Below are 26,493 nucleotides of genomic sequence, written 5' to 3'. Positions count from 1 at the left end.
GCTTCCTCCAGACCACCGGGACCAATCACCTTCTACAACGGCCTGGCCTACTTCCGTGCCTGTGCCGATGGATGGGCTCTGCGAGATGTGTATATGCCCTAGCCCCACGCGGGGGGAGATCGGCCATCATCCCGGGCTTTCGCCAAATCTCAATGTTAGAAAGAGGGCGCGGTCGGCGAAGCTGCCAATCTCCCCCCAAGTGGGGGAGATGTCCGGCAGGACAGAGGGGGGCGCGAAGGAATGAGACGTCGGACTGTTGCGTAACCTCAGCCGATCGGCACCCCCTACTCCGCCGCTTCTTCGATCTTCTCCATGTCGTCGTCCGACAGGCCGAAATGGTGGCCGATCTCGTGGATCAGCACGTGGGTGACGATGTCGCCCAGCGTTTCCTCGTTCTCGGCCCAATAGTCGAGGATGGCGCGGCGGTAGAGCGTGACGCGGTTCGGCCCCTCGCCGGTCTGCGGATTCCAGCGCTCGGCGATGCCGCGTCCCTCGAACAGGCCGAGCAGGTCGAAGGGCGTTTCCAGCGACAGGTCGTCCATGATCTCGTCGGTCGGGAATTCGGCGATCTGGATGACGATCTCGCCGGTCAGCTTGCGAAACTCCTCCGGCAGATGGGCATAGGCCTCCAGCGCCAGGAACTCCATTTCCTCCATCGACGGCGAAAGCTGGTCGTGCCAGATGCGGGTTTGGTAGATGCGAGCCATGCGTTATCCCTTTGATCCCGGCATATAGGCTTTCGGGTCGGACTCGGCAAATGACGCCGCAGATTCAAGGGCGCAATCTGTCATCCGCTCTGGTCTAGGGATGGCCTTTGCGGGATGATGGACGTCGCCATACCCGAAGCCGAATCTCCATCGTTCTGTCAGAGTCGAGTGTTCAAATGCCATTCAGCAACCAATTCGTCAGAAGCGCTGCAATTTGTGGAGGGTTTGGCGCACTGCTTCTTTTGGTGCTGGTGGTCTTGACCAGTTATCTCGGCAGGAATTCCGAGTTGGTCAGCCTGCTTCGGATGCTTGTCGGCGCCATCATAGGCATCATGATCGTCTGGCTGGTTTTAGGGATGGCCCGGAAGCGGCCGGGTCGATAACTCACGGGAAGTTCCTGTTTCGTGAACGGCCCGCTAAAATCGGGCAGGAATAAATTCCCCATGACTCCGCTTGACTCTTCATCCTCCCTCTGGAATCTATAAGAACATAACAGGAACAATTGTGAGTGGAAGCTGACCGTCATGGCGACAAGCGCCGTGGCGCGGGAGACTGTTTTTGCCCTGCGCCGCCAGATCGCGAAGATCGAGGGGACCTTGCCCGAGCGCCTGAAGGCGCCGGCCGGCTCGTCGGCTGACGCGGATGTCCCTCGTCAGAGTGTGACACCCTCTCGGCATCCGACACCCGCTCGGAATCTGACCATTGTCCGGCGCGGCCTCGCCGTGGCGCCGCCCGATGCGTTTTTGCGCACCGGCGCCGAGCGCCTCGATGCTGCGCTGAGCGGCGGCCTGCCGAAGGCGGCGGTGAGCGAGTTTCATGGCGCCGCGACCCGCGATGCCGGGGCCGTTGCCGGTTTTGCCTTGTCGCTCGTCAGCCTGATCCTCAGCCAGGGGCCGCGATTGCCGGTGCTGTGGATCGGCACATCCGAGGTTTTCCGCGAGGCCGGCTTTCCCTATGCCAGGGGGCTTCACGCCTTCTTCGGCATCGAGCCGGAGCAATTGCTGTTTTCCGAGGCGCCAAGGCTGCTCGATGCGCTGTGGATCGCCGAGGAGGCTGCCCGGATGACGGCGCTGGCCGCCGTCATCCTCGAAATCCGCGGCAGCCCGCAGCGGCTTGACCTCACCGCGACGCGGCGGCTGCACGCCCGCGCGCAGAGTGCGGGCCGGCCGCTGTTCCTGCTGCGCCAGGCCGGCGAGCCCGAACCGACGGCAGCGCCCGTCCGCCTCATCCTGTCGGCGGCCCCGGCGGCAACGCGTAAGACGCTTGCCGGGCCGCTCGCCGGCTCGATCGGCCGGCCCGCCTTCACCGTCGCCATCGGCAAGAGCCGCACGGCCTTGCCCGGAAAATTCACACTGGAGTGGAACCCCGATGAACGCATATTCGAAGAAAGACGGGGCGAGCAAGGAAGGTCTCAGGAATGGGCCCCAGAACGGCCAAAGAATCCTATCCCTGTGGTTTCCGCATCTCGCCGCCGAGAGGATCCTGCGGCAGCGTCTGGGGCGGTCCTGGCGTTCCCGGCCGTCGGATCACCTGCCGCTGGTGATCAGCCATCGCCAAGGGAACACCCAGCGCATCGCCGCCCTCGACGAGCGGGCCGAGGCGCTTAATCTGAAGCGCGGCATGGGCATAGCCGACGCACGCGCCATGCATCCCTCGATCGACATCGTGGAGGCCGATCCGGAGGCCGACCGGCGCCTGCTCGAAGGCCTCGCCGACTGGTGCGACCGTTATACCCCGCTGGTGGCGCTTGACGGGACCGACGGCCTCTATCTCGACGTCACCGGCTGCACCCATCTTTTCGGCGGCGAACGCTCGATGCTGGACGATATCCTGTCGCGTTTTTTCCATCAGGGCTTCGATGTCCGCGCCGGGCTTGCCGCCACGCCTGGTGCTGCCTGGGCGGCGGCGCGGTTTGCTGGCGACCGCATCGTGCCCGATGGTGAGGAGGAAGCGCTTCTCGCGCCCTTGCCGCTGGCGGCGCTGCGCATCGACCCGGAGGTACGCGCCAGCCTCGAAAGCGTCGGCCTGCGCACGGCGGGCGCCGTCATGGCGGCACCGCGCGCGCCGCTGGCCCGCCGCTTCGGCGCATCGCTGCTCTTGCGCCTCGACCAGGCGCTTGGCCGCCTCGAGGAGGCCGTGTCGCCGCGCCTGCCGGTGGCACCGCTTTCGGTCGAGCGTCACCTTGCCGAGCCGATCATGCTGACCGAGGACATCGAGCGGCTGACCGGCATGCTGGCGACCACCTTGAAGAGCGACCTCGAGCGTCGCGGCGAGGGCGCAAGGCGGCTGGCGCTGCTGCTTTTCCGCGTCGATGGCGGCGTCAGCCGCATCGCCGTCGGCACCTCGCGGCCTCTGCGCGAGCCGCGGCTGATCCAGAAATTGTTCCACGAAAGGCTTGCCGCGCTCGAACAGGATATCGACGCCGGCTATGGCTTCGATCTCGTGCGCCTTTCGGTGCTGACCGCCGCCGTCTTCGACATGCAGCAGGCCGACCTTGCCGGCAAGACGAGCGACGACGGTGCCGATATCGCGCTTTTTGCCGACCGCATTCGCGCCCGGCTCGGCGAAGGCGCGGTCTTGAAGCCGGTCGCCGTCGAGAGCCATTTGCCGGAGCGCGCCGTCGCCACCCTTCCCTTCACGGAGGCGCCGCAGAGAAGCTCGCCGCCGAAGCAGCCGGACAAGGCGAAGGACGCTCCCACGACCGTCTTCCAGCCGGAACGGCCGATCCGGCTTTTCCGTTCGCCCGAGCCGATCGAGGTGCCGGCCACCGAAATGCCGGAAGGCCCGCCTTTGAACTTCCGCTGGCGGCGCGCGCTCTATCGGGTCGCGCGCGCCGAAGGGCCGGAGCGCATCGCGCCGGAATGGTGGCGAGGGGCGGCGGGACGAGAAGATGCCCCGACCCGGGATTATTTCCGCATCGAGGATGCCGACGGCCGCCGTTACTGGCTCTATCGCCAGGGCCTTTACGGCGCCTCGCAGCCCTCGCCGCGCTGGTTCATGCATGGGATCTTCGCATGAATGCGCTGACGGCCAACCCCTATGCCGAATTCGGCATCCAGTCGAACTTCTCGTTTCTGCGCGGTGCCTCGAAACCGGAGGAGCTGGTGGTCGCGGCAAAATTCCTGGGGTTTTCGGCGATCGGTCTCGCCGACCGCAACACGGTGGCGGGCGTGGTGCGCGCTTGGCAGCAGGCCAAGGTGGAGGGTGTTTCCTATCATCCCGGCTGCCGCCTGGTTTTTTGCGACGGCACGCCGGACATCCTCGCCTACCCGCAGGATCGCAAGGGTTGGGGTCATCTCTGCCGCATGCTGACGCAGGCCAATCTGCGTGACGAGAACGAAAAAGGGGCGACGCTCCTCAAACAGAGCGATCTTCTCGAATGGGGCGATCTCCTGTCGCTCGCCATACTGCCGGATGTGTCGGCGGACGCGGAAACCAGCCTCGCACTCCTTAGCCGGCTCAAGGATCGTTTCGGTGAAAACCTGCGGCTTGCGGTTTCGCCGGATTACCGCGGCAACGACCGCTTCCGTATCGAGCAGGCGGCGGCGATGGCGGAGCTGGCCGGCATCCCGTTGATGGCGACCAACGATGTTCTCTACCATACGTCGGAACGGCGCCCGCTGCAGGACGTGCTGACGGCGATCCGCCTCAATGTGCCCGTCGCCGAGGTGGGGCTGGAGCTGGCGGCCAATGCCGAGCGTCACTTAAAGCCGCCGCTGGAGATGGCACGGCTTTTCCGCAGGCATCCGCAAGCGCTGGCGGAAACGCTGCGTTTTGCCGGCGAGCTGACCTTCTCGCTCAGTGACCTGCAATACAACTATCCCGACGAGCCGACGGAATCGGGTCTTGGGCCGCAGGCCGAACTGGAAAGGCTGGCCAAGGAGGGAGCCGCCATCCGCTACCCCTCGGGCGTGCCCGCTTTTGTGACGCAGCGCATCGAGGAGGAGCTCGCTCTGATCGAGCGTCTGAACTACGCGCGCTATTTCCTGACTGTCCACGACATCGTCAAATTCGCCCGCAGCCAGAACATTCTCTGCCAGGGGCGCGGCTCTGCCGCCAACTCGATCATCTGCTTCTGCATTGGCATCACCGAAGTCGGCCCGGACAAGATCGAAACGCTTTTCGAACGCTTCATTTCCGAGGAAAGAAACGAGCCGCCCGACATCGACGTCGATTTCGAGCATGAAAAGCGCGAGGAGGTCATCCAGTACATCTATTCCAAATACAGCACCAAGCGCACCGCGCTGGCCGCCGCCATCGTCAGCTACCGGGGCCGCTCGGCGATGCGCGAAGTGGCCAAGGCGATGGGCCTGTCGGACGACGTCCGGGGCGCGCTGTCCAGTTCGATCTGGGGCTGGTCGACCTCGGAGCTCGGCGAAAAGGAGACAAAGGCCGGCGGCCTCGATCAGACCGATCCATCGACAAGGCATGTGATCGAATGCGCCAACGAGATCATGGGCTTTCCTCGTCATTTGTCGCAGCATGTCGGCGGTTTCGTCATCACCCGGGACCGGCTCGACGAGATCGTGCCCATCGTCAAGACGGCGATGGACGAGCGCAAGATGGTCGAGTGGGACAAGGACGATCTCGACGCGGTGAAAATCCTTAAAGTGGACGTGCTGGCGCTCGGCATGCTGACCTGCCTGCAGCGCGCCTTCACGCTGCTCCAGGATCATTACCCGCAGGCGCGAGACGCGTATGGCCGGCCCTATGTGCTGGCCACGCTGCCTGCCGAGGACAGGCACGTCTACGACATGATCTGCCGTGCCGACACGATCGGCGTCTTCCAGATCGAATCGCGCGCGCAGATGTCGATGCTGCCGCGGCTGCGGCCGAAAAGCTTTTACGACCTCGTCATCGAGGTGGCGATCGTGCGGCCCGGCCCGATCCAAGGCGACATGGTCCACCCTTATCTGCGCCGCCGGCAAGGCAAGGAAAAACCCGAATATCCCAAGCCGGAACTGGAAAAAATACTCGGCAGGACGCTGGGCGTGCCGCTGTTCCAGGAGCAGGCGATGAAGATCGCCATCGTTGCTGGCGGCTTCAGGCCGGGCGAGGCCGATGAACTGCGCCGCGCCATGGCGACATTCAAGCGCACCGGCACGATCGGCAATTACCGCAAGAGAATGGTCGACGGCATGGTCGCCAAGGGCTACGAAAAAGACTTCGCCGAGCGCTGCTTCAAGCAGATCGAGGGTTTTGGCGAATACGGCTTTCCCGAGAGCCACGCCGCCTCCTTCGCCCTGCTGGTCTATGCCTCCTGCTGGTTCAAGACCTTCTATCCCGACGTGTTCTGCGCCGCGATCCTGAATTCCCAGCCGATGGGGTTTTACCAGCCGGCCCAGCTTGTCCGCGACGCGCATGACCACGGCGTCGAGATCCGCGAGGTCGACGTCAATTTTTCCGGCTGGGATTGCGCCTTGGAGAAATCGCCTTTCGATCCGGATCGTATCCTTGACCGCCATGCCCAGATGCGCGGCGTCATCCGGACCAGCCATGCCGTCCGGCTCGGCTTTCGCCAGGTCAAGGGCCTGTCGAAGGAGCGCATGGAAGCGTTTGTGTCTCGGCGCGGCGCCGGCTATGCATCCGTACGCGACGTCTGGCTGCGCTCGGGCCTCAACGTCGACGAGATCGAAAAACTGGCGCAGGCCGACGCTTTCCGGTCGCTTGGATTGAACCGTCGCGACGCTCTATGGGCGGTCCGCGCGCTCGACGGCAAGAGTGCCGCCGAAAAGCTGCCGCTGTTCGACCAGCCGGCGATCCGCTTGCGCGATCTGGAGCCTGCAACCAGGCTCCCGACAATGCCGCTCGGTGAGCACGTCGTCCACGACTACCGCTCGCTTGGCCTGTCGCTGAAGGCGCACCCGGTCGCCTTCCTGCGTCAAAGGCTGGATCGTTCCGGCGTCACGCCCAATGTGCGGCTCGGCCAGGTGCGGGACGGCCGGCGCGTTTCGGTCGCCGGCCTCGTGCTGGTGCGGCAGCGGCCGGGCAATGGCAAGGCGATTTTCCTGACGCTGGAAGACGAGAATGCGGTCGCCAACATCATTTTCTGGGAAAGGACTTTTGACCGCTTCCGCCCCATCGTCATGGGCGCGCGTCTCATCCGCGTCACCGGCAAGCTGCAATCGGAATCGGACGTCATCCATATCGTCGCCGAGAAAGTCGAGGATCTGACGCCGTGGCTGTCGGTGCTGCTTGAGCAGGCAAGGCCTGCGGACAGACTGTCGAGCAGTGCAGACGAGGCTCAGCCTGGCAGCATCGCGCAAACGGAACTATTGGGAAGGGCAGAGAAGGTCATGCCCAAAGGGCGCAATTTTCAATAGAGGCGCGAAAGATCGCGACGGAGCGGCTCTGAACCGCAGCACTCAGGGCGTTCCACCCAGGCGCGGCGGCGGTGGCATGGCATCATCTATGGTGATGACACGCGCTTCCGATGGCAGCATGATCGGAATGCCGTCCCGCACCGGATAGGCAAGCTTTGCCACCCGCGAGATAAGCTCGCCGCGCTCCGGATCCCAGGCAAGCGGCCCCTTGGTCAGCGGGCAGGCCAAGAGTTCCAGCAGCTTGGGGTCGACAGTCCTGTTCCCGTCACGTCCATCCGCCATTCGATCCATCCTTTTCACAAGGCAATCGGTTAAGGTTTCGAGCGCGGACTTCCCCTTCTCCCCTTGTGGGAGAAGGTGGCCGAGCGAAGCTTGGTCGGATGAGGGGTGTTCCAGCTTGGCACCGACGGCGATCCTTCCAACACCCCTCAACCGTCTCGGCGCTGCGCGCCGATCCACCTTCTCCCACAAGGGGAGAAGGCAAGAGCCTACTGCAAACTCGAACCGAAATCCTCATTGTCGCGCGCCAGCGCCATTTCGGTGATGGCGATCAGGGTCTCGGCGCGTGTCTTCAGATCGGCCGCTTCGAGCAGCGCCTGTTTCTCGGCCGGCCCGTAGGGCGCCATCATCGACAGTGCGTTGACCAGCATGGCGTTTTCGGCGCGGCTGACGCTTTCCCAGTCGGCCTCCAGATCGTTAGCCTGCAGATAGGCGCGAAACGCTTTGAGCAGCGCCGGCCGGTCGATCTCGGCGTCTGCCTGCTCCTCGTCGAGATCGGCGAGAAAGGGTGCCAACCGGCACTGCCGGAACGGTGTTTTGACCGTGAGCTCCTGGACAATACGGAACCGGCACACGCCCTGCAGCGAAATCAGGTAACGGCCGTCGCCGCTCTCGGACAGCGCAATGATGCGCCCGGCGCAGCCGACATTGCAGAGCGCCGGCTCGCCGTCGGGACGCAGCGCACCGTCAAGGCTGGGCTGGATCATGCCGATCAGCCGCGGCCCGGCGATCGCCTCGTCGACCATCTGCAGATAGCGCGGCTCGAAGATGTTGAGCGGCATGCGGCCTCCCGGCAGCAGCAATGCGCCCTCAAGCGGAAAGATCGGCATGGTCGACGGTAAGTCCGCAGCGAGCCGGTAATGCGCGTTTCCCGCCTGCACCTCAATCCTCCGATCGCTTTGTCAGGAAGCGCACCAAATCCGTCTCCTCCCGGCCGGCACAAGGCGCAACACCGGAAACCTGAAATCGAACGCCGTCCGAAAACCTAATCTGGCGCAGCCGCGGCCCACCGCAAGCCCGCGCGACAAAACAGTCTGCGCCGGCTCAGGAAAACAGCAGCGACGACAGTTTGCGCCGTGCCGACAGCGTTGCTTCGTCGGTCATGCCCCATGCCTCGAAGAGCTGCAGCAACTGGGTTCTGGCGCCGTCGTCGTTCCACGAGCGGTCGGCCTTGATGATCGCCAGCAGATTGTCGGCCGCCGCCATGCGATCACCCTTGGCGTTCTGGATCATGGCAAGCTCGAACCGTGCCTGGTGATCCCCGGGATTTTCGGCCAGCCGCCGTTCCAGTTCCGCCGGATTGCCGAGCACTGCTGCTTGCGCGGCGAGCGCCATCTTGGCCCGCAGCGCGGCGAGCTGGGGCGCATCCTTCTTTGCTTCCGGCGCCCGCGCCAGCACCGCCTCGGCACCTTCGGCATCGCCGGCCTCGAACAGCAGATCGCCCAAGCCAGCGATCGCCTCGATCGTCTCCGGCGCCTGTTCCAGGATGGCATCGTAAATGTCGGCCGCCGTCTGCACGTCCCCGGCGTCGCGCGCTTCGGCGGCCGCGGCCAGCGCCTCGGCAACTTGCGGCGCACCGCCGGTCTTGCCGCCGACCTTCTGGATGAATTGCGTGATCTGGCTCTCGGGAATGGCGCCCATGAAGCCGTCGACCGGCTGGCCGTCCTTGAAGGCAATGACCGCCGGTATCGACTGGATGCCAAGCTGGCCGGCGATCGATGGATGGTCGTCGATATTCATCTTGACCAGCTTGACCTTGCCACCGGCGGCTTTCACCGCCTTCTCCAGCAGCGGCGTCAATTGCTTGCAAGGGCCGCACCACGGCGCCCAGAAATCGACCAGCACCGGCTGGTGACGCGATTCCTGGATCACGTCGGCGGCAAATCCAGCGGTCGTTGTGTCCTTGATGACGTCGGCCGGCGCCTCAGCAAGCGCGACCTTCTCACGCGCGGCATCGGTGCCGCCATATTGCACGGTGGTGGCATACCGGCCGCCATTGCTGCCAAATGGGCCGCCAAAGGGGTTGCTATCACTCATCTCGTCGCCTTTCGGTCGCGCCGCCGGCCAAGGGACGGGCGCAACATCCTTCTTTAGAACCCGGTTTCAGTCACCCATGTGGCGATCATGCCGAGACTTTCAAGATAACAGCATCATGTCCGGTTGCCTCGACGAATTTGACCAGGTCCGCGGCAGCGATGGAAGTCGTCGCTTCGTTGGTCAGCGGGTGGGCATTGACCACCGCGTGGCTCATCAGCTCCTCGTCCAACACGACCTTGATCCTTCGCTCGGTGTCGTTGATCAGCCCGAACACCGTGACCGCGCCTGGGACGACGCCGAGAAGCTCCATCAGCATCTCCGGCCGGCCGAAGGACACGCGCCCGGCAGCGCCGATCAGATGGTGGATATGCTTGAGATCGACCACCGCCTCCTCGTCGACGCTGACTAGGAAGAAATTGTCCTTCTTGTCCTTGAGGAACAGGTTCTTGGTGTGGCCGCCGGCAATCTCGCCGCGCAGCGCCTGCGAATCGGCGACCGTGAACAGCGGCGGATGCCGCCGCGTCGATACCTCGATCCCGAGTCCGGCAAGAAAGGTGAAAAGTTCGGCTTCGGTCTTCGGCATCGGTCTTTCTTCTGATGGCCCGCTTTCAACGGCTTGTTCGGCTAACGCCGTTTACGGCCAATGATGCGGCCAAGACAAGCCCGTCGCGCAACGCGGGGTGATTGCCTTGCGACGTCCCGAGGAGCGCTTCTCCGCATTGCCGGCGAAGCAAAAAGCCTGCGAATTCCCTGTTGCAATCGCCGCGCTCTTCAGCCATATAGGCGCGGCTTGCGGCCCAAAAGCCGCGTGAGCGGGTGTAGCTCAGGGGTAGAGCACAACCTTGCCAAGGTTGGGGTCGAGCGTTCGAATCGCTTCACCCGCTCCAGTTTCCTTGAGGGGAATCAAGCGATTAAGAGGCGCCTTTCGGGGCGCCTTTTGCTTACGTGGCGAAAAGAGTGTCCCTGCCATGGGCGATGCGCGAAAAGCCGCGCTGTGACCAGCAGCTTTTCTATTCCGTTGTGCTAGCTTTCTTTCTGCGCCGAATAGTGTGCGACTGCGCGACGGCCATTTTCAACTCGGGCGTGATCTCCAACGGTGCATTCTCTGCCCCATGTTGGTTCTGTAGCCCCTGGACCTGGACGGTCGGAAATGGGAGTTCGATGCCCTGCTCCTTGAAGACCTGGCGGAGGCGTACATAGAATTTGCGTTTCATACCGAAGGCGCCTCCCGGCTTGGTTGTGGCCTTGACCCTCAATACGATGCCGTATTCGCCGAACTCCTGTACGCCCTGCATCTTGATCGGGTCGAGCACCCAGTGTTTGAACTCGGGATCTTCCGCCAGTTCGAGGCCGATCCGCTTGATCAGCTTGCGAGCGAAGTCGATATCGGTGTCATAACCAACGGTGATGTTGAATTTGTCGATAACCCAGTCACGGCTCTGGTTCTGGACTGCCCCGAGTTCACCGAAAGGTATCGTGAACAGCGGACCACGATGGTGGCGCAGCTTCACCGAGCGCAGCGAAAAGCTTTCCACAGTACCCTTGTAATTGCCCGATGAAATGTATTCGCCAACACGGAACGCATCATCGAGCAGAAAAAACACGCCTGAAATGACGTCCTTGACAATGGTTTGTGCCCCAAAGCCCACGGCGACGCCCACGACGCCAGCGCCGGCGATCAATGGGCCGATCTGGATACCCAGCGAGGCGAGCATCATAAGCACCGCCATCACGATGATCGATGCGAGCAGAATATTCTGGAGGATCGGCAAGAGCGTGTGCAGCCGTGCGTGCTGCGGATCGAGGATCGGGACGTCCTCGTCGCTGATCACAGGGTGCGGTGTTTCGATGCCCAGCTTTCGTTCGATCAAAGCTTTGATGATCGACCAGCCGAAGTCGGCGGCGAGGGCAATGACCACGACATTGATCAAGCCGCGCAATATGAACGTCGTCGTCGTATCGCTGTCCCGCATGGATTGCATGTCCAGACCCCAGACACGTGCGAGAAGGTAAGCCGCCGCCAGGATGAAAATCATTCGGATTCCGCGATCGATGACAGCGATCGTCACCGCCGGGATCGTGGGCCGGCCGACATCTTCCGAACCTGGCCGCAGAACGAAATTAACCCCGCGCTGCGTCACCACGATTGCCAAAGGCAGGAAGAATGCGGCGAAGGTGAACCAGAAGTATGTATAAAGGCCGGCGATACGCTGCAGGAACAGGACGACGAAATAAGCAGTCAATAGCCATGTCGCTTCCGTGTGACCGATGTGGCGCGCACCGTCTCGCTGCGTTCTTGGCCGACGCCAGATGGCGAGCAGCAGGAGCAACAGCAGCACGAAATCGGCGCCCAGTGACAGGACCATCATTCCGTCCTGATCGATGCCGAGACCTGGCAAGAGGATAAACGCGGCGCCGAAGAAGGCGAAGACGCCGACGATCCGGGGTAGCCAATAGGACCAATGGTCAGCCGCTTCGTTGGTGATCGGCAAAGCACGAACCTCGACGGCGTTCTCGACGTTCATGAAGGAAGGGACGAGCATGGCCATGACGTACATGCGCACACCCCATGTAACGACTGCCGCCATCAGAAATGTCAGTACAATCTCGCGGATAAGCATCGGCCAGTCGAACAACATGAACGCGCCGGCGCTGCCCAGTGCGAAAGAGACTATCAGCATGCTGGAATAAAGCAGGCGGCCACCAATCTTCTTGGCTCGCCCAACGGGCGTATCCTTCGGTTGCGCGATAATCCAAAGACGAAATGGACGGGTGAGCTTGAACGTTGCCCAAGTGAGTGCCAGGCCGGCAGCGATGAACATTGCAATCAGCACAAATACGCCGGCAGACCCCTTGCTGGACATATCCTCCATCGTCTCTGCCCGAACGCGCGCGAACTGGCCTGGCAGCAAGGGCAAAGTTCGCACGATTCTTTCGATATGATGCCTGATCCCATCGAGCGTCGAGGATGCCATCGTATTCATCTGGCTTGGTGCGGCCACGGCGCCGGACGATGCGTCGGTCGGCGAAGCCCCTCTCTCGGCGGGCGCTCCCGTTGACCCGGCGTCCTGATTTCGCTGTTCGGCCACCCAGGCCTTCACTGACGGATCGTCGAGAAGCTCGAACAGCTGTTTGACCCTTTCAGGCGGGACGGTCGCCGGCGCCTGCGCCTGCGCCTGACCAGCCAACAAAAGGGCGATCCCAAAGACGAGCGGCCTGGCAATCAGGGCAAACATCGCAGTCAGGTCTCCGAGACGCCGTGCCGGGCGCGCCAGGTTCCTGGCTCCCAATCGTCGAGTCATGAGTGGCATCGTGCTGTTAACCTTCCGGTCGGATCGGCGAGCAACGACATCTATGTCCGTTGCTGCCCTACCTTGAAGAAACCGATGTTGCGGTGCAAGACGTCATCGTTCCGAGCCAGACCGTTGCGCCGGGTACTTGGCGGTGTTTATTTAGCCGCGGGGGCAGGGCATTCCGACCTCGGCCGTTCTATGAACTGGGCATCGACGTTAAATCTCAGGAATTGATTTCCTGAGTTGACCAGGACAGACCTTTGGCGGTCGCTCGGTGGTCAACTGCTTCGCGCACCGCTGCGGACATTCGAAACCATGATGTTGCTTGAGATGCAATGCGCTTCCGGGTCGGCACTGCCATGCGGCAAATCAGGCCGGGAGCCGCCACATTCGCACACGACCTGTACCACGCAATTCCGTTTCCTCGAGTGGGTCGCAAGCAAAATTTGGTCCAAGCAGCAGTTGATGAGTTGCATCCGAAATACGGATTTCATCGGGCTCCGCGGACGTTTGGATACGTGCGGCGAGATTAACGGTGTCGCCCCATAGGTCATAGGCAAACCGCCTTTTGCCTATGACGCCCGCCACGATCGGTCCTGAGTGAATTCCAATTCTGAGTCTTATCGGTTCTCCTGCGAAGCGTTCGCGCTTAACCGCCTTCCGCAGTTCAAGTGCATAGTGCGCAAGGGCTTCCGCATGATCGGATCGCGCGGCGGGCAGGCCAGCGACCACCATCACACAATCGCCGATTGTCTTGATCTTTTCGCAGCCGTATCGCTCCGAGAGCAGATCCGCCGCCTTGAAGAAGTAATTTAAAATAGCGAGCGTCGTCACGGCTCCGACGCTCCGCGCTCTTTCCGTAAAACCGACGATGTCGGCAAAAAGCACACTCACCTCCGCGTGGTTGTCTGCAATTTGTTCGTGCGCTTTTAGCCGCTCCGCGATCGATGCCGGAAGAATGTTGAGGAGTAGGGCTTCGGCGCGCTGGTATTCACGCGACAATCCCTCTTGGCTCGCCCTCAACGCCTCGTTTGTCGATTGTAATTTCTCGTTGAGTTGACGCTCCCTCTCTTGCAGGAGCGTCATTTCATAAGCCTTCTGTTGAAGCCGCTGCCTATTGTCGCGTTCGGCAGTGGCGTCAAGAAAGAGCAGCCACACGCAGGCATTGTCAGCAAAAAGATGGAGGTCCGCGACACGCCCGCTGGGCAGTTCGACCATGGCCATATCATATGGAAGCTCCGGGCAGGGCAACAAACCTTCCATGAATTCAAGCTGCTCGGCAACAGGCTTACCTATGCGAACTGACGAGAGTCCGTAATGTTTAACGTTACCGCCCTTCGCAGCTATGCAAAGCTGGGCGTCGATTTTCAGATATGCGACCGAGCGCTCGCTGTAGAAGAAATCGTAAATCCAGCTTCTAACTTCTCTTGGCAAGACGTGCATGGTTTATTTGCTGACCATCGAAGCAAGTTGACGAAACGCATCATCAACATGTTCACCCGAAAGCGCACTTGTTAGATAGATTTGCCATCCAAGTTGCCTCAGTTCGTCAATTTCACTATCCGATATTGCCCACCGATCGGCCAGATCGGATTTGTTGAACAGCAATACAAACGGCATAGCGCCGAATTCAGCCTCGGCCCGCTCGCGCAACGTGAGCGCCACGGCAAGAGTAGCAGCGCGTGTTCCATCGACGACAAGCACGAGCCCACTCGCACCTCGCACATAGCTGACGCGGAATGAGCCGATATCGTCTTCGCCGGCCAAATCCCACAAAATCAGATCCACGGTTTTGTCCGGGAATGCGACACTCTTCTTGTCGATTTTCACTCCCACCGTGGTCAAGTAGGTTTCTGAAAAGATGCTTTGCACAAACCTGCGAACCAGACTCGTCTTTCCGACAGCGAACCCGCCCAACATGCAGATCTTCTTTTGCAATATCCTGGGCTCCGCCTAGTGGAAGTTTACCGTAACCGAAACTCTGCGGTTGGCGGAGTTCCCGGTTCGGCTATTTTCAATCTCCGCTGGCTCAAAGGTGCCCGCGCCGCGAACCAAGAGCAACTCCGGATCGACGCCGCGCTTCTTGAGAAGCGCACGAACTGTTTCCGCGCGCGCGGCGCTGATCGACAACTTGGCCGTTTCACGGCCCGTCTCGTCCGAATGGCCGGTCAACATGAACTGTGCTGTTACGCCTGCCTTGCGGGCGTCCTTGGCCAATTCCTTCAACTGATTCGCCAATTTGTCGAGAACCGGCAGTTGCTCTGGTCCCGGTACAGCCTTGCCAGAATCGAACAAAATGTCGACCGCTTGAATAGCCTCCCTCAAATGAGTGAGTTGCGGAGGGGTCAACTCACGCAGCTCGGAGATTTCTAGAGAGAGTCCGTCCGCGGACAGCTGTTGGGCGGCGACCCGCGCCCGATCTATCCAGGCGGCAGGAGCTTCACCCTGGGCAACGATGCGATCCTTGATGATCGAAAGCCGTACTGAATCCGGCGGAGTCAGCGACGCCATCAGCCGCTTCACCACGAACTTCGGATCAAGGCTTTGATAGAATTGCCACTGTGAATGAACGCGAGCAGGATCGACCCCTGTTCCGGACAGCAGAGCCTTCGGGTCGGCGGCCTGCGGGTCTCTCAGGCCGGAAATATAGAAATGTCCGCCCCTCGCCGTTTGTTGGCCGATGATGATTCCCGCTTGGGCCTCCAGTCGCGACACATAAGTCTGCCAGTGCTCCGCCGCGCGTGCTTCGGGGCTCACATCACGAACCTTGGAGATGTCGAATTCCGGTCCGCCTGCCGAAAGCTGTCGGGCCGCTGCGCGTGCGCGATCTATCCAGGTGTCGGGAGCCTCACCCTCGGCAACGATGCGATCATTGACGATCGAAAGTCGTACTGAATCCGGCGGAACCAGCGACACCATCAGCCGCTTCAGGACGAACTTCGGATCAAGGCTCTGATAGAATTGCCACTGCGAATGAACGCGGGCGGGATCTACCTGCGTTCCGGACAGCAGAGCCTGCGGGTCGGCGGCAAGCGGGTCTCTCAGGCCGGAAATATAGAAATGTCCGCCCCTCACCGTTTGTTGGGCGACGATGATTCCCGCTTGGGCCTCCAGTCGCGACACATAGGCCTGCCAGCGCTCCGCCGCGCGTGCTTCGGGGCTCACGTCACGAACCTTGGAGATATCGAATTCCGGTCCGCCTGCCGAAAGTTGTTGGGCCGCTGCGCGCGCCCGATCTATCCAGGTGTCGGGAGCCTCCCCCTCGGCAACGATGCGATCATTGACGATCGAAAGTCGTACTGAATCCGGCGGAACCAGCGACGCCGTTAGCCGCTTCAACACGAACTCCGGATCAAGACTCTGATAGAATTGCCACTGCGAATGAACGCGAGCAGGATCGACCTGCGTTCCGGCCAACAGAGCCTGCGGGTCGGCGGCAAGCGGGTCTCTCAGGCCGGCAATATAGAATTGGCCATCGCGCACCTTTTGTTCGGCAACGATGATGCCCGGCTGGGTCCCCAGTCGCGACACATAGGCCTGCCAGCGCTGCCCGGATTGCCAGGAAAGAAAGAACCAACCGCCTGCCGGAATCAGAACCAGCAGGACTGCAGCGACTACCAGCCACGGAAATCCCTGGTTTGATTCCTCCTGCTTCAGTTCAACGCAGGTCTGCAACTGCGTCTCTACGCCGGCCAACTGCGAACTGTCGCCGTCAAACTGCTCTAGAGCCTGTGAGCATTCATCATGGATGCGAAGCAATACATCGCGAATTATTTCATGTAATTCCTCCGGCGGATTTCCCCTGATCACCGCAACCAAGGTCGCAAACGGTCCAACTTCCGACCAGAGACGAAGCTCCCCGAAACGAATGGTGTCCAGGCCGCTCTGTTCTTTCTCGTTAAATGAGTCTTTTACAAAATCTTGAATTGCACTAAGCATAGAAGAAATGAGTTGAGGATCTTCGCTAGTTGCATTATCAGCAGTTACATGCGCTATCAAAAGCCCGGAATTGCGATTGATTAGAAAGACGTGTTCTACACGATAGACAAGAGAATGCTTAAGAACAACTTCTGAGAAGCTTGCTCCTGTTCTCCAAGCTTCAAGTCTCCACTTAAGCCCATGCCAGGTAAATATATGTCTTAAAGTTTCATTCAGCGACTGAAAGGTTTGGTCGATCTTTTCGCCGATCGACTTGCGAATAGCCGGCAGAAACACCGGGTACAATATATCCGTCAGTGTGCGCGGGCTCTTCTGGATGGACCGTTGCACGGCCCTCTCGACAGCTGGCGCAAGGGCCTCTCCGAGTTGCGCATGAGGCGCACGTGCGGCTGCACTGGGGAGAACACCCCCAACTGCAGCCGCAAGCTGCTCGGGTTCGTCGAGCAGGTGCGTAACTCGTGAAAGCTCCGAAATTTCGCCGCCGACCAGCAACTGGCGCAGCGTTTCCATGCGAGGATCGGCGGCTGGAACGCCTTCGAGACGCGCACGATAGTCCGGATCAACGTTCCGGGCAATTTCGATCAAAAGGCGAGCCAGAGCCTCGCGATCAATCTCTGTATCGTTCGAAGCTGCTCTTTGAGGGAGGCTGATTGGGTCGACAGTCGACGTCAAGTTCCGATCAACTCACTTTCCAGGTACGCTCCGAGTTGTTCTTGCTGCCGACGGGATCCTGATTTAGACATTTTGCAACCTCGACAAACAGGCCAGCCAAAAGATTTCTGTCGGTCTTGACATTGCCAAGATCGGAAAACATTTTCTCCATCAGCATCTGAATGCTTTCATTCTTTTGCTTGATTTCCTCACGCAGCAAATGATCGTTTCGATTTATCCGGTCCGCAACTTCCCGCTCAAGCTCGCTCAACTGATCCGACAACGCGCGCACCTGCTTTTCGAGCGCCTGATTTTGCTCGCGAAGATTCCGATCAATCTCCTTGTCGGCGTCGGCTCGCGCGTCTTTTTCGTTCCGCAATTGCGCCGCAAGCGAGTCGACCTGCTTCTTTGCATTTGACTCGTACATTTCAAGATTGCGCTTGGCCTCGGATTCGACATCCTTGAAGCGCTGCAAGACCCGTTCTTCAAGCTTGGAAAAGCGGCGGTCATAGTCCTGCATCTGGTTGCCGAACAGCAGATCACGTATCTTGTCGACACCTACAGCGTCGCCGGGGGCCCCGCTCTCGCGAGCCTGGCCCGCCATGAAGGTCAGCCCGCTTCCGTCTGCATTACTTATCAGATTTGCGTCCGCTTTATTTGCTGAAGAAGCGGTATTCGAAGATTCCTTGGCCATCTTTATGCCCCCTTCTTTGAACAATTGCCACAGTGCACCACTCAGAAACCAGCAAGCATGCCAGCAAAATACCCGGCTCGCAAGCCGGAATCTTCTTGGCTTAAGCCAATTCGTGCCTCCCTTTTACATCTCTTGGACTAGCAGCAAATGCACGAGTTCGGATTGATGTCGCTCTCGCATCTCTTTGTGATAGCAGCCATAACCGGCTAATCTAATCGATCATTGGACGCAATCTACTATCGAAATGAGTAATACAATGTCAGGCTATAGCTACTGGAGCGCAATTAAGTAGCGCAGATTCATTAGAAGTGTCTAAAGTAGCTGGTCTGGCGGTGCACGTACCGTCTCGCACCCGACTGTATACTGCGACGATCAGCTTCCGATGCGGGCCCAACGGTAGAAGGAAGGTCTTCTTTCGCACGGAGAATGGCTGTTCGAGAATGCACCTCGGAATCGAGGCGTTTCGGTCGATAGGAGGGGAGCGACAGTCCCAATAACTGCAGTCATTCACACCAAAGCTTCAGTGGGCGGCATTTGTTGCGCCCCCAATTGCAAAAGACGTCAGGTTGCCATAGCTATTGCACTCATACGGTGCCCGGGACCGCCGCCTGTGGTCATGGCGCCGACTCCGGGGATCGACATGAGTATGCGGCATGCTTGGCTTTGACGTGCATCTGCGACAGCTGGCGCCCAAGCTCGGCGGCACGGATGCGAATGCTGTGCCAGGCTTCCAACTTCGGTAGCACGACAGGAGCAAGCTCGCTCTGCAGCCAAATGGCGGCGTCGCGGCGGCGCGGAAGAGTTCGCAGGAGACTGTTTGGACGCAGCGTCCCTGAGGACCGTTTCCTTTGGCAGGAAATCGCCGGCTATGTTTCGGGACTCTTGTTCTACCTTCGAACCAACGCGCGGGTTACACGGCGTGGCGCATAATCCCTTGGTTTCAATCGTGGTTCCTGCGCACAACGCGGAGGTAACGCTGGCGCGCGCACTCGATTGCCTTCTCGATCAGGAAATAGTGGATTGGGAGGCGATCATCGTCGACGACGCCTCCACGGACCGCACCCCCGCGATCATCGCCGGTTATGTGGAGCACGATGCCCGGTTTCGGACGTTGAGCTCTTGCGCGTATAGCGCCGCCGGCGCGCGCAATATCGGGATGTCGACAGCGCGCGGCCACTGGCTCATGTTTCTGGATGCGGACGATTGGGTGGATGCCAGCTTCCTTGCGAAAATGCTGGCCGCACTTGAAGCCGCGCCCGATGCGGTCGCCGCCTATTGCGGTTCCCGGCGCGTGATGCCCGATGGCGAACTCACCCAGTCGAGCATCGCGACGGAGGTTGCGATCCAGCCCTTCGAAACATTCGCGCGCCGGTGCGCGATCCGCACTCACGCGCTGCTCGTCGACCGGAAGACAATTGCCGAGTTGGGCGGCTTCGATGTGTCGCTGCGTACCTGCGAGGACTGGGATCTGTGGCAGCGCCTCGCACGTCTAGGCAAACATTGGGTGATGGTCGACGAGCCGCTCGCTTTTTATCGGGTCAGCCCCAACGCGCTCAGCCGCAATTCGACGCAGATGCTGGCAGATGCGGAAATCGTGATCGCCCGCGGCTTTTCCGCCGATCCCAGGGTCAAACACCCGGCATCGGCTCACGCCAATGGAGCGATCGAGGCGAACGGCCGCACCGCTTCAGAAGCACTCGCGTGGTTCGCGTTGTGGAACGCCGCATCGGATTGCGGCTGCGGCTCGCGCTCGATCAACCCGCAGTCCCTGCGCACGCTCCCGGCAGGACGTAAGTGGGCGCGTGAGATCGCCAAGGTGGCCGTCGATGGCCTTATGGTAGGAAGCCTGTCGGTGCCAGCGCAATTGGCTGCCAGGTGGGACAGGTTCGGCGACTCCCTCACCGAGTTGATCATCGAACTCGGCAAGGTCTGGAATAATCCCGACGCGGCTCGCCGCGTGCAGTATCACTTTGAGCAAATGCTGCTCGATGTCGACGATCTTGCCGCGCCGCGCAGGCTGGCGCGGACACTTGGAATTCGTGTCGACGCGCGAAATCCGGCCTCGATCGAAGTGCCGGAAGGAATCGATCAAATCTATGCCCATCTGATGATGGATGGCCAGATCGAGGCTCTCGTGCAGTTCGGCGTACTCGGGAGAGTGACAAGGCGTCATTGGATTGAATTGATTCTGAATTTCGTGCCCCCTGAGCGGCCTATGCACAGTGCCGCGCGACTTGCGAGGCGATCGCCTGTAGATGCACCGCAAAAGGGCGCCGGTGCCGACAAGTCAAACATGTTTGCAGCCGAGGCATTGTTGTCCATGGCGGGACGCCGGTCTGATCGGGACAGCCATTTCGGCAAACTCGCGGGATTGGCCGCGGAAGCGCAGGCGCTGGTTCGGTCGAGCGCCGAAACTAAAGAGCCTTTTACAGCGCCGCGCCGTGCACGGGCCGCGGATGGGCGTGACAATGATCGCACATCTTTCTGGAATCGCCATTTCGCGACCGAGGATCCCTGGAACTACGGTTCGCCCTATGAGCAGGAAAAATATGAGCGGCAGCTCGAAATTCTGCCTGCCGGTCCCATCGGACGGGCGCTTGAGCTGGCCTGCGCGGAGGGCCACTTCACGCGGCAGCTGGCGCCGCGCGTGGGCCATTTGACCGCAACTGACATCTCCGCCGTAGCCGTCGGACGGGCGCGCGCGCGATGCAGCGATCAGCCGAATGTTGAGTTCGGCGTACTGGATTTCTCTGCGGACACGCTGCCGGGCGAAATGGATCTGATCGTGTGTTCGGAAGTGCTCTACTACCTGGATGATCTCGCCGATGTGCGGCGCATCGCCAAAAAACTCATTGAGGCGTTGGCGCCTGGCGGCAGTTTCATCAGCGCACACGCATTCGTGCTACGAGACAATGTTGGAAGGACGGGCTTCGACTGGAACACATTCGGTGCACAAGCGATCTCAGAGACGCTGGCAGCGACCGACGGCCTCGTCCTCGATCAATCGATCCAGACCGAGCTCTACCGCATAGACCGCTTCCGCCGCCTGTCACCAGGCGACGTGGCGACGGAAGCGATGGTAGATCATGTGCCAATCCGCGCACCCGTTGAAATCGGGGTCGCGCGAAATATCGTCTGGGGTGGGGCGCGGGCCTTGCGCCGCGATGTGGCACGTAGCGAGCGGCGGCAGCGTATCCCCGTCCTCATGTATCACAGCGTCGCCGATGATGGTCCGGCCGCGCTCGCCCGTTTTCGGCTCGCGCCCGCCGCATTCGCCAGCCAAATGGCATGGCTGCGCGCCAATGGCTTTCACGCGATTAGGTCCGAGCAGCTGGAATGGTTCATCGTCAACCGTCAGCCTTTCGTTGGCCGCCCAGTGCTCATCACGTTCGATGACGGCTTCCAGAACTTTGCCGACCATGCCTGGCCGGCCTTGCGCACGAACGACCTGACCGCGGAAGTGTTCCTGGTGACGGACCTGGTGGGTGAAAGTGCACAATGGGACGCCTACAGCGGCCCGCCGACGCAGCTTATGGACGCCGGGACGGTGCGACGCCTCGCCGGCGAAGGTGCGTTCTTCGGAAGCCATCTGGCGACGCATCGCGCGATCGATGGTCTGTCGAGCTCTGACTTGGCCGCCGAGCTCCTGCGCTCTCGTATGTTCATCGAACGATGGACCGGTCGGCCAACCACGGCGTTCGCGGCACCCTTCTCTGTCACCGACCGACGGCTTGGCAGGCTGGCCAAGGAGTGCGGCTATCGAATCGGCTTCGGCGGCAGACACGGGCCGGCGGACCTCGATTGCGATCCCATCGACCTTCCGCGCATCGAGATTCGCGGAGATCACTCGCTCGATGACTTTGTTGGCAAAGTCGAGGCCGTGCTCGCATGAACGGTGAACTTGTCAGTATCTAGATTTGTAACAAATTGGTTCCGCTTTTTATTCGGTGTCCCGCCCGCTTACCTCGTTCGCAAGTCTATTGGGCGACTTGGGATACGGCTGACATCAGCTCCTGCGGGCTTGGCGCCCCAAACATGTATCGCCCACCCTCTGGAACCTCCGTGAAGCTCCAGCGGACGATCCCCTGCCGGTCCAGCAGGAACTGACCGATCAATTGTCCGTGTCCCGTTGCTAGCATCTGCTCGTCGGCTTCGGTCAGCTCGTAATGGTCCCTCTTGTTGAGGATTTCGCTGGCCGCAAGAGGATCCATAGGACCGGGCAACTCGCCTGGTATGTCGACCCGCATATCCTTTGCCGCGGCCATCGAGACCTTGTACGGCCAGTTCGTCTCGTTTTGGGTGAATTCGAGATTGGGCAGTCCAAAAGCACGATGTGAAGCGCGTTCAGGATCGGAGGCCGCAAGCAGATTCGGCATCGGATGATAGCGGAAATAGAGACGCGCCCGTTCGATCGGCGTGTTGACCACCGCCAGGCTCTCCACGCCCTTTTCGCGCAGCTCCGGATCAAGCCGCGCCTGGGCGGCGATATGGCGCCGGCAAAACGCGCAATGCAGACCTCGAAACAGGCCGACCAGCACCGGTTTTTGGCCGCGAAAATCGTCAAGCGCGATCTTGCCTTCCTGGGTAATGGCGTCGAGTACCACGTTTGGCGCACGGTCGCCCGGTTGAAGCGGCACCAAGTCACTACGCGCGGACATTTCCAACCTCCAACCCCGGCTAGTCGAGAAAAGGCAGCACCACAAGCGCTTCCGGGTCGAGCCCGTGCTGGGCGCATATACCCTGCGCCAGGGAAAAGTAGCGTTCGGCCTCGGCCAGATTGTCGAGGTCGAGATTAAGCGTTGCGAGACCATCATAACACGGAAACAGCAGTTGGGGTTCGCCCGTTTCGCGAGCTACGTCCAGTGCTTCGTGGAACAACCCAACCGCCAGGTCCGGACGGCCGTTGCACTGGTGGATCTGCCCAAGCACGATCAACGGCACCGGCAGGTGCTCGCGCTGGTCGAGCGCCCGGTCGATCTCGATGGCCTTCTCCGCAGCAGGCACGCCCTCCGTTGGACAGCGATCCGTGAAAGTACAACAAGCGACCGCCAGATTGGCGAGGAGGCGCGCCTGGAAACCCAAATCACCAATACGGCGCGCCACTTCAAGACCGCGCCGACAGACCTCCATCGCCTTTGCGGGATCGATGGTCGTGTAAAGCACGCCGAGATTGGTGTAGCCGCGGCAGGCCGCGCCCAGCAGACCGGCGGCTTCGGCCAATTCAATGCTACGCTCAACCTGACGCACGGCATCACGGTTTCGCCCAAGGCGAGCCAGCGCGACAGCCTTGGTATTGAGTGCCTCGGCGGTCACAAGAGTGGAATCACACCTTACCTCGGAGACATGCTCCGTTGTCAGTGTGCCTACGCAATCCAGCGCCGCGTCTGCCCATTTTGCCGCGAGAGCGTGATCTCCGCTACGGAACGCCTGTCGGCCACGTTCTTGCCACAGATGCGCCTGCTCGATCGGGGCATCCGCTCCATCGAGGAGCGCTGCCGCCTCAGCATAGCGGGGTTCTGCCTTGTCCCGCTTGCCGACATCCCAGAGTAGCCGACCGATCTTACGCAAAACTCGCGCCGAGGCGACGCGATTGGCCGACTCGCGGTATGCCTGCAACACCGTCTCGTAGTGGTGGTGCGCGATCTCGCGGCGGCCTGCCGGGCCGCTCAAATCGGCAATGCGCTCTGCAATTGCCAGTTTGAGCGGTGTTTGCCCGATCGCGCCCAACGCAGTCAGTGCTCGCTCGTAGAAACGAAGGGCGTCGTCGTTGGCATATATCATGCGAGCGCGATCGCCTGCCGCCTGCAGGTAATGCGCGCCCTTCTCCCGCTCGGCGCTCTGTGCAAAATGATGACCGAGCACGGTCAAATCCTCGAGCCGTTCCGGCTCGTCGCCGCACAGTTGCTCCAAGGCAGCACCGATCCGCCCGTGGATTTCGGTCCGGCGTTGCACGAGCAGATTCTGGTAGATCACGTCCTGCAGCAATGTTTGCGTAAAGCGGTAGCTTTGAGACGAGACCGAGCCTGATCCAGCAACTTCCTCGATGATTTCCGCATCGCAAAGCAGTTCGCAGCCGGCTTCGAGCCGGCCGGGGTCGGCTGTCACGGTTTTCAGAAGTGTGGCATCGAAGCGCGGGCCGATTACCGCGGCCTCCTGGGCCAACCGGCGCGCCTCTTGGGGCAGCCGGTCGACGCGGGCAAGCAACATTGCCTGGATAGTGGCGGGGATGCCGGTTGCGACTTCGCCTGCCACAGTCCGCCATCGCTGGCCCTCTCGCATCAGTACACCGCGATCGATAAGGCCGCGAACGATTTCCTCTACAAAAAGGGGGTTGCCGCCCGCGCGCTCGAGGATCTGGTCGAGAAGCCCTCCCGCGGAGCTTACCCAGCTCTCGCCGAAAAGCGCTGCCAGCAGGCTGCGTCCGTCATCATTGTTGAGTGGCGGAAGCCTGAGCGCTGTGTGACTGACCCGACTTGAGTCGAGCTGGTCGTTGTCCGGCGCCGGACGATGCGTGACCAGCAACATCAACCGCGTGCGTTCCAACCTGTCCATCACGAAACGTAGTGCCTCGAGCGACACGGCGTCGGCCCAGTGCAGGTCTTCGACGACAATCAATAGCGGCGACAACGCAAGCCGCCGTTCGATGATTGTGCGGACTGCGTAGAGAATTTGCCGCCGCAGCTGCTCGGGCTCGACATGCTGCAAGGTGGCATCGGGGTCGCCAAGGCCAAGCACATGGTAGAGCAAAGGCATCAGCCGCTTCGCCTCCTCGCCCTGCAGGCCGAGATCGGCAAGCAAGCCTGCGAGCTTCCCCCGCATTTCGTCCCCATTGTCGTTTTGCATCATCCCGGCAGCGCTGCGCACCACTGCGCCCAAGGCGCCAAAAGATTGTTCACCCAGCGGTGAGCACGTGGCCTGCCGCACGGCGACGTTGCGAAAACGCTCCTCGTCGCCGACGCGGGCGACGAACTCCTTCACCAGCCGCGATTTCCCGATGCCGGCTTCTCCGACGAGGCGGACAAGTTGGGCCGAGCCGCCGCACGCCTGGTCAAGGCTCGCCATCATTCTATTGAGCTCCGCACCACGACCTATTAGCGGCGCACTGAGGCCGAGCGCCTCGAGCCCGCGCGCTGCACGCGGCACCGCTAGCGGTGCGTCCAGTCGATGAACGAGCACGCTGCCAGCCTTGCCGCGAAACACGACATCACCCAGCGACTCGTAAGAGAAGGCATGCCGGGTCAGCCTGTGAGTGAGCTCGCCTACCAGCACCTCACCCGGTGCGGCCAGCGATTGCAGGCGTTGCGCCGTATTCACTGTGTCGCCGGTCACGGAATAGGATCTGGCGGTGCCGATGCCCAATCCGCCAGTAACGACCGGACCAGTGTTTATGCCGATGTGGAGTAACAGAGGCGAGCCGGAGTGGGGGGTGCTTTCGCCGAGCCGCGCCGTCCGGGCGATCATGTCGAGAGCGGCGCGAAGCGCACGTTCCGGATCGTCCTCATGCGCGACCGGCGCACCGAACAAAGCGAGCAGTGCATCGCCGATGAATTTGTCGACGAAACCACCAAAGTTTCGCACGGCCGCCGTCAATTCCTTGAACAGTTTGTTCTGCAGCGCTTGCATGACCTCGGGGTCGAGCTGCTCGCTGAGTGTCGTAAAGCCGCAAAGGTCGGCGAACAGGACCGTTACCGTCCGGCGATCGGCGTCAGAGACGGGATGCAGCCCTTCTTCGCTTTCGATGTTCGGAAGCAGCGACGGAGTTCGAGAAGGCGGCACAATGGTCCGGCTTGGTGCCGGAGCAGGCCGTTCGACGGCTTTTGCGGGCGCACCGACGCTTGCCCCACATTTCGGACAGAACTCGAAATCAGGTGCGCAGGTGTAGCCGCAACTGGCGCATGGCACGGGCTGGCGCCTGCCACACCTCGGACAGAAGGCGTAACCGCCCTCAATCTCGAAACCGCAGCCCGAGCAGTCCATCGAACAAGACCTCACTAGTGGCCGTGACGGCGTGATCTCGCCCGCACTTCACGGCCAGACTATTCACAAGGATGCACCGATAGTCGTCGACGGGCAAGCGGCAGCGAGCGATCCGTGTGGGTCCGGTGGCAGAGCGCTGCCCATTCGGGCGGCTGCGTGGCCGTCGTCTGCGAAAGTTCCCTCTTACCCTCCGTCTTCCTGCTATCATGAAGATGAGAGGCCGTTGACCTCTTGATACAACGGGCTGACTCGCAACGCTGTCACCGACGTCTCGCGCGCTTCCGGCCCGCAGCTACGGCCATCTGGGCCGTTTCGCCGAAGCCCGCGCGGCATGGCAGGAGGTGCTTCGCGTCAATCCCGACTATTCGTTGGAATACCGTCGCAAAGTCTTGCCCTACAAGAACCGGTCGATTTCGAACACGTGGTGGATGGGCTCCGCAAGGGGCGGTGCGGTGCAATGACAGGTGAGGCCTATGCGGCCGGATCAGACGCTAGAGCCTTTCACGTTTTGATGGAAGCGTAGCCGGCGTTTGCGAAGTAGTTGTTGCATTCGGTTGCCTCGATCGTTTCAACGAGGTGGCCGATGTGGCGCC

16 protein-coding genes, 1 tRNA gene and 2 pseudogenes are annotated in these 26,493 nt (G+C 61.1%); 6 read left to right on the top strand and 13 right to left on the bottom strand.

What is annotated here, in order from left to right:
- Positions 1–284 precede the first annotated feature (284 nt).
- Complete coding sequence (locus tag NKI18_RS31835; RefSeq protein ID WP_352621876.1) at positions 285–707, bottom strand: metallopeptidase family protein; 423 nt, start codon at positions 705–707, stop codon at positions 285–287.
- Between the two features lie 524 nt (positions 708–1,231).
- Here NKI18_RS31835 and NKI18_RS31830 point away from each other — a divergent pair.
- From NKI18_RS31830 to NKI18_RS31820, 3 genes are read left to right on the top strand one after another with little or no spacing between them, the layout of a single operon-like run.
- Entirely contained in the window at positions 1,232–2,314 is a 1,083-nt protein-coding gene (locus NKI18_RS31830; protein WP_352621878.1) for an ImuA family protein, read from the top strand.
- Entirely contained in the window at positions 2,247–3,725 is a 1,479-nt protein-coding gene (locus NKI18_RS31825; protein ID WP_352621880.1) for a DUF6504 family protein, read from the top strand. The genes NKI18_RS31830 and NKI18_RS31825 overlap by 68 nt, the downstream gene beginning before the upstream one ends.
- A complete protein-coding gene (locus NKI18_RS31820) occupies positions 3,722–7,030 on the top strand; it encodes an error-prone DNA polymerase (protein ID WP_352621882.1) in 3,309 nt (1,102 codons plus the stop codon). The genes NKI18_RS31825 and NKI18_RS31820 overlap by 4 nt, the downstream gene beginning before the upstream one ends.
- Positions 7,031–7,072: 42 nt before the next feature.
- Here the strand turns inward: NKI18_RS31820 and NKI18_RS31815 are convergent, their stop codons facing one another.
- The 4 genes from NKI18_RS31815 to NKI18_RS31800 all read right to left on the bottom strand — a co-directional run bounded on the left by NKI18_RS31815 (position 7,073) and on the right by NKI18_RS31800 (position 9,929).
- Positions 7,073–7,312 (bottom strand): Trm112 family protein, encoded by a 240-nt coding sequence (locus NKI18_RS31815; RefSeq protein WP_023675986.1) that lies wholly within the window; start codon positions 7,310–7,312, stop codon positions 7,073–7,075.
- Positions 7,313–7,518: 206 nt separating this feature from the next.
- Entirely contained in the window at positions 7,519–8,190 is a 672-nt protein-coding gene (locus NKI18_RS31810) for an LON peptidase substrate-binding domain-containing protein (RefSeq protein WP_352621884.1), read from the bottom strand.
- A gap of 163 nt (positions 8,191–8,353) precedes the next feature.
- Positions 8,354–9,346: a thioredoxin gene (gene trxA / locus NKI18_RS31805; protein WP_352621886.1), complete on the bottom strand. Its 993-nt coding sequence runs from the start codon at positions 9,344–9,346 to the stop codon at positions 8,354–8,356.
- An 85-nt stretch (positions 9,347–9,431) separates the two neighbouring features.
- Positions 9,432–9,929 carry a prolyl-tRNA synthetase associated domain-containing protein gene (locus NKI18_RS31800; protein WP_352621888.1) on the bottom strand — a complete coding sequence of 166 codons (498 nt, stop codon included), beginning with the start codon at positions 9,927–9,929 and terminating at the stop codon, positions 9,432–9,434.
- 229 nt (positions 9,930–10,158) lie between these two features.
- On the opposite strand from NKI18_RS31800, the gene NKI18_RS31795 reads away from it, so the two are divergent.
- Positions 10,159–10,233: transfer RNA gene (locus NKI18_RS31795), tRNA-Gly, on the top strand.
- Between the two features lie 123 nt (positions 10,234–10,356).
- Here the strand turns inward: NKI18_RS31795 and NKI18_RS31790 are convergent.
- The 6 genes and pseudogenes from NKI18_RS31790 to NKI18_RS31765 all read right to left on the bottom strand — a co-directional run.
- Positions 10,357–12,582, bottom strand: coding sequence for a mechanosensitive ion channel family protein (locus tag NKI18_RS31790; RefSeq protein WP_352621890.1), 2,226 nt, complete (start codon positions 12,580–12,582; stop codon positions 10,357–10,359).
- 426 nt (positions 12,583–13,008) lie between these two features.
- Positions 13,009–14,082, bottom strand: a complete 1,074-nt coding sequence (locus NKI18_RS31785; RefSeq protein ID WP_352621892.1) for an adenylate/guanylate cyclase domain-containing protein — start codon at positions 14,080–14,082, stop codon at positions 13,009–13,011.
- Between the two features lie 3 nt (positions 14,083–14,085).
- Positions 14,086–14,577 carry a Rab family GTPase gene (locus tag NKI18_RS31780; RefSeq protein WP_254818889.1) on the bottom strand — a complete coding sequence of 164 codons (492 nt, stop codon included), beginning with the start codon at positions 14,575–14,577 and terminating at the stop codon, positions 14,086–14,088.
- A 15-nt stretch (positions 14,578–14,592) separates the two neighbouring features.
- Positions 14,593–17,163 carry an OmpA family protein gene (locus NKI18_RS31775; RefSeq protein WP_353021801.1) on the bottom strand — a complete coding sequence of 857 codons (2,571 nt, stop codon included), beginning with the start codon at positions 17,161–17,163 and terminating at the stop codon, positions 14,593–14,595.
- 94 nt (positions 17,164–17,257) lie between these two features.
- A complete protein-coding gene (locus NKI18_RS31770; protein WP_031211579.1) occupies positions 17,258–17,923 on the bottom strand; it encodes a DUF3450 domain-containing protein in 666 nt (221 codons plus the stop codon).
- A gap of 612 nt (positions 17,924–18,535) precedes the next feature.
- Positions 18,536–18,681 (bottom strand): annotated as a pseudogene (locus NKI18_RS31765) (IS110 family transposase); the annotation flags it as partial.
- A gap of 161 nt (positions 18,682–18,842) precedes the next feature.
- Here NKI18_RS31765 and NKI18_RS31760 point away from each other — a divergent pair.
- Entirely contained in the window at positions 18,843–21,815 is a 2,973-nt protein-coding gene (locus NKI18_RS31760; protein WP_353021798.1) for a trifunctional glycosyltransferase/class I SAM-dependent methyltransferase/polysaccharide deacetylase, read from the top strand.
- A gap of 85 nt (positions 21,816–21,900) precedes the next feature.
- On the opposite strand, the gene NKI18_RS31755 is transcribed toward NKI18_RS31760, so the two are convergent.
- Both NKI18_RS31755 and NKI18_RS31750 read right to left on the bottom strand, forming a co-directional pair.
- The gene (locus NKI18_RS31755) at positions 21,901–22,581 is read right to left on the bottom strand and encodes a peroxiredoxin-like family protein (protein ID WP_352621896.1); all 681 of its coding nucleotides are present in this window, start codon (positions 22,579–22,581) and stop codon (positions 21,901–21,903) included.
- A 19-nt stretch (positions 22,582–22,600) separates the two neighbouring features.
- Positions 22,601–25,900, bottom strand: a complete 3,300-nt coding sequence (locus tag NKI18_RS31750) for an adenylate/guanylate cyclase domain-containing protein (protein ID WP_352621898.1) — start codon at positions 25,898–25,900, stop codon at positions 22,601–22,603.
- 216 nt (positions 25,901–26,116) lie between these two features.
- On the opposite strand from NKI18_RS31750, the pseudogene NKI18_RS31745 reads away from it, so the two are divergent.
- Positions 26,117–26,423, top strand: a pseudogene (locus NKI18_RS31745) (hypothetical protein); the annotation flags it as partial.
- Between the last annotated feature and the right edge of the window lie 70 nt (positions 26,424–26,493).

Origin of the sequence: Mesorhizobium sp. M0800 (assembly GCF_040320095.1) — a bacterium.
Classification (GTDB): domain Bacteria; phylum Pseudomonadota; class Alphaproteobacteria; order Rhizobiales; family Rhizobiaceae; genus Mesorhizobium.
Note: the sequence above shows the minus strand (reverse complement) of the source record. Positions and strands in the feature narration are given on the sequence as shown.

What these genes read in the sequence shown, in the direction of transcription:
- NKI18_RS31820 (WP_352621882.1), top strand. Translation starts at nt 3,722, where the DNA reads ATGAATGCGCTGACGGCCAACCCCTATGCCGAATTCGGCATCCAGTCG.
- NKI18_RS31815 (WP_023675986.1), bottom strand. Translation starts at nt 7,312, where the DNA reads ATGGCGGATGGACGTGACGGGAACAGGACTGTCGACCCCAAGCTGCTG.
- NKI18_RS31835 (WP_352621876.1), bottom strand. Translation starts at nt 707, where the DNA reads ATGGCTCGCATCTACCAAACCCGCATCTGGCACGACCAGCTTTCGCCG.
- NKI18_RS31830 (WP_352621878.1), top strand. Translation starts at nt 1,232, where the DNA reads ATGGCGACAAGCGCCGTGGCGCGGGAGACTGTTTTTGCCCTGCGCCGC.
- NKI18_RS31750 (WP_352621898.1), bottom strand. Translation starts at nt 25,900, where the DNA reads ATGGACTGCTCGGGCTGCGGTTTCGAGATTGAGGGCGGTTACGCCTTC.
- NKI18_RS31790 (WP_352621890.1), bottom strand. Translation starts at nt 12,582, where the DNA reads ATGTTTGCCCTGATTGCCAGGCCGCTCGTCTTTGGGATCGCCCTTTTG.
- NKI18_RS31755 (WP_352621896.1), bottom strand. Translation starts at nt 22,581, where the DNA reads ATGTCCGCGCGTAGTGACTTGGTGCCGCTTCAACCGGGCGACCGTGCG.
- NKI18_RS31800 (WP_352621888.1), bottom strand. Translation starts at nt 9,929, where the DNA reads ATGCCGAAGACCGAAGCCGAACTTTTCACCTTTCTTGCCGGACTCGGG.
- trxA (WP_352621886.1), bottom strand. Translation starts at nt 9,346, where the DNA reads ATGAGTGATAGCAACCCCTTTGGCGGCCCATTTGGCAGCAATGGCGGC.
- NKI18_RS31770 (WP_031211579.1), bottom strand. Translation starts at nt 17,923, where the DNA reads ATGGCCAAGGAATCTTCGAATACCGCTTCTTCAGCAAATAAAGCGGAC.
- NKI18_RS31785 (WP_352621892.1), bottom strand. Translation starts at nt 14,082, where the DNA reads ATGCACGTCTTGCCAAGAGAAGTTAGAAGCTGGATTTACGATTTCTTC.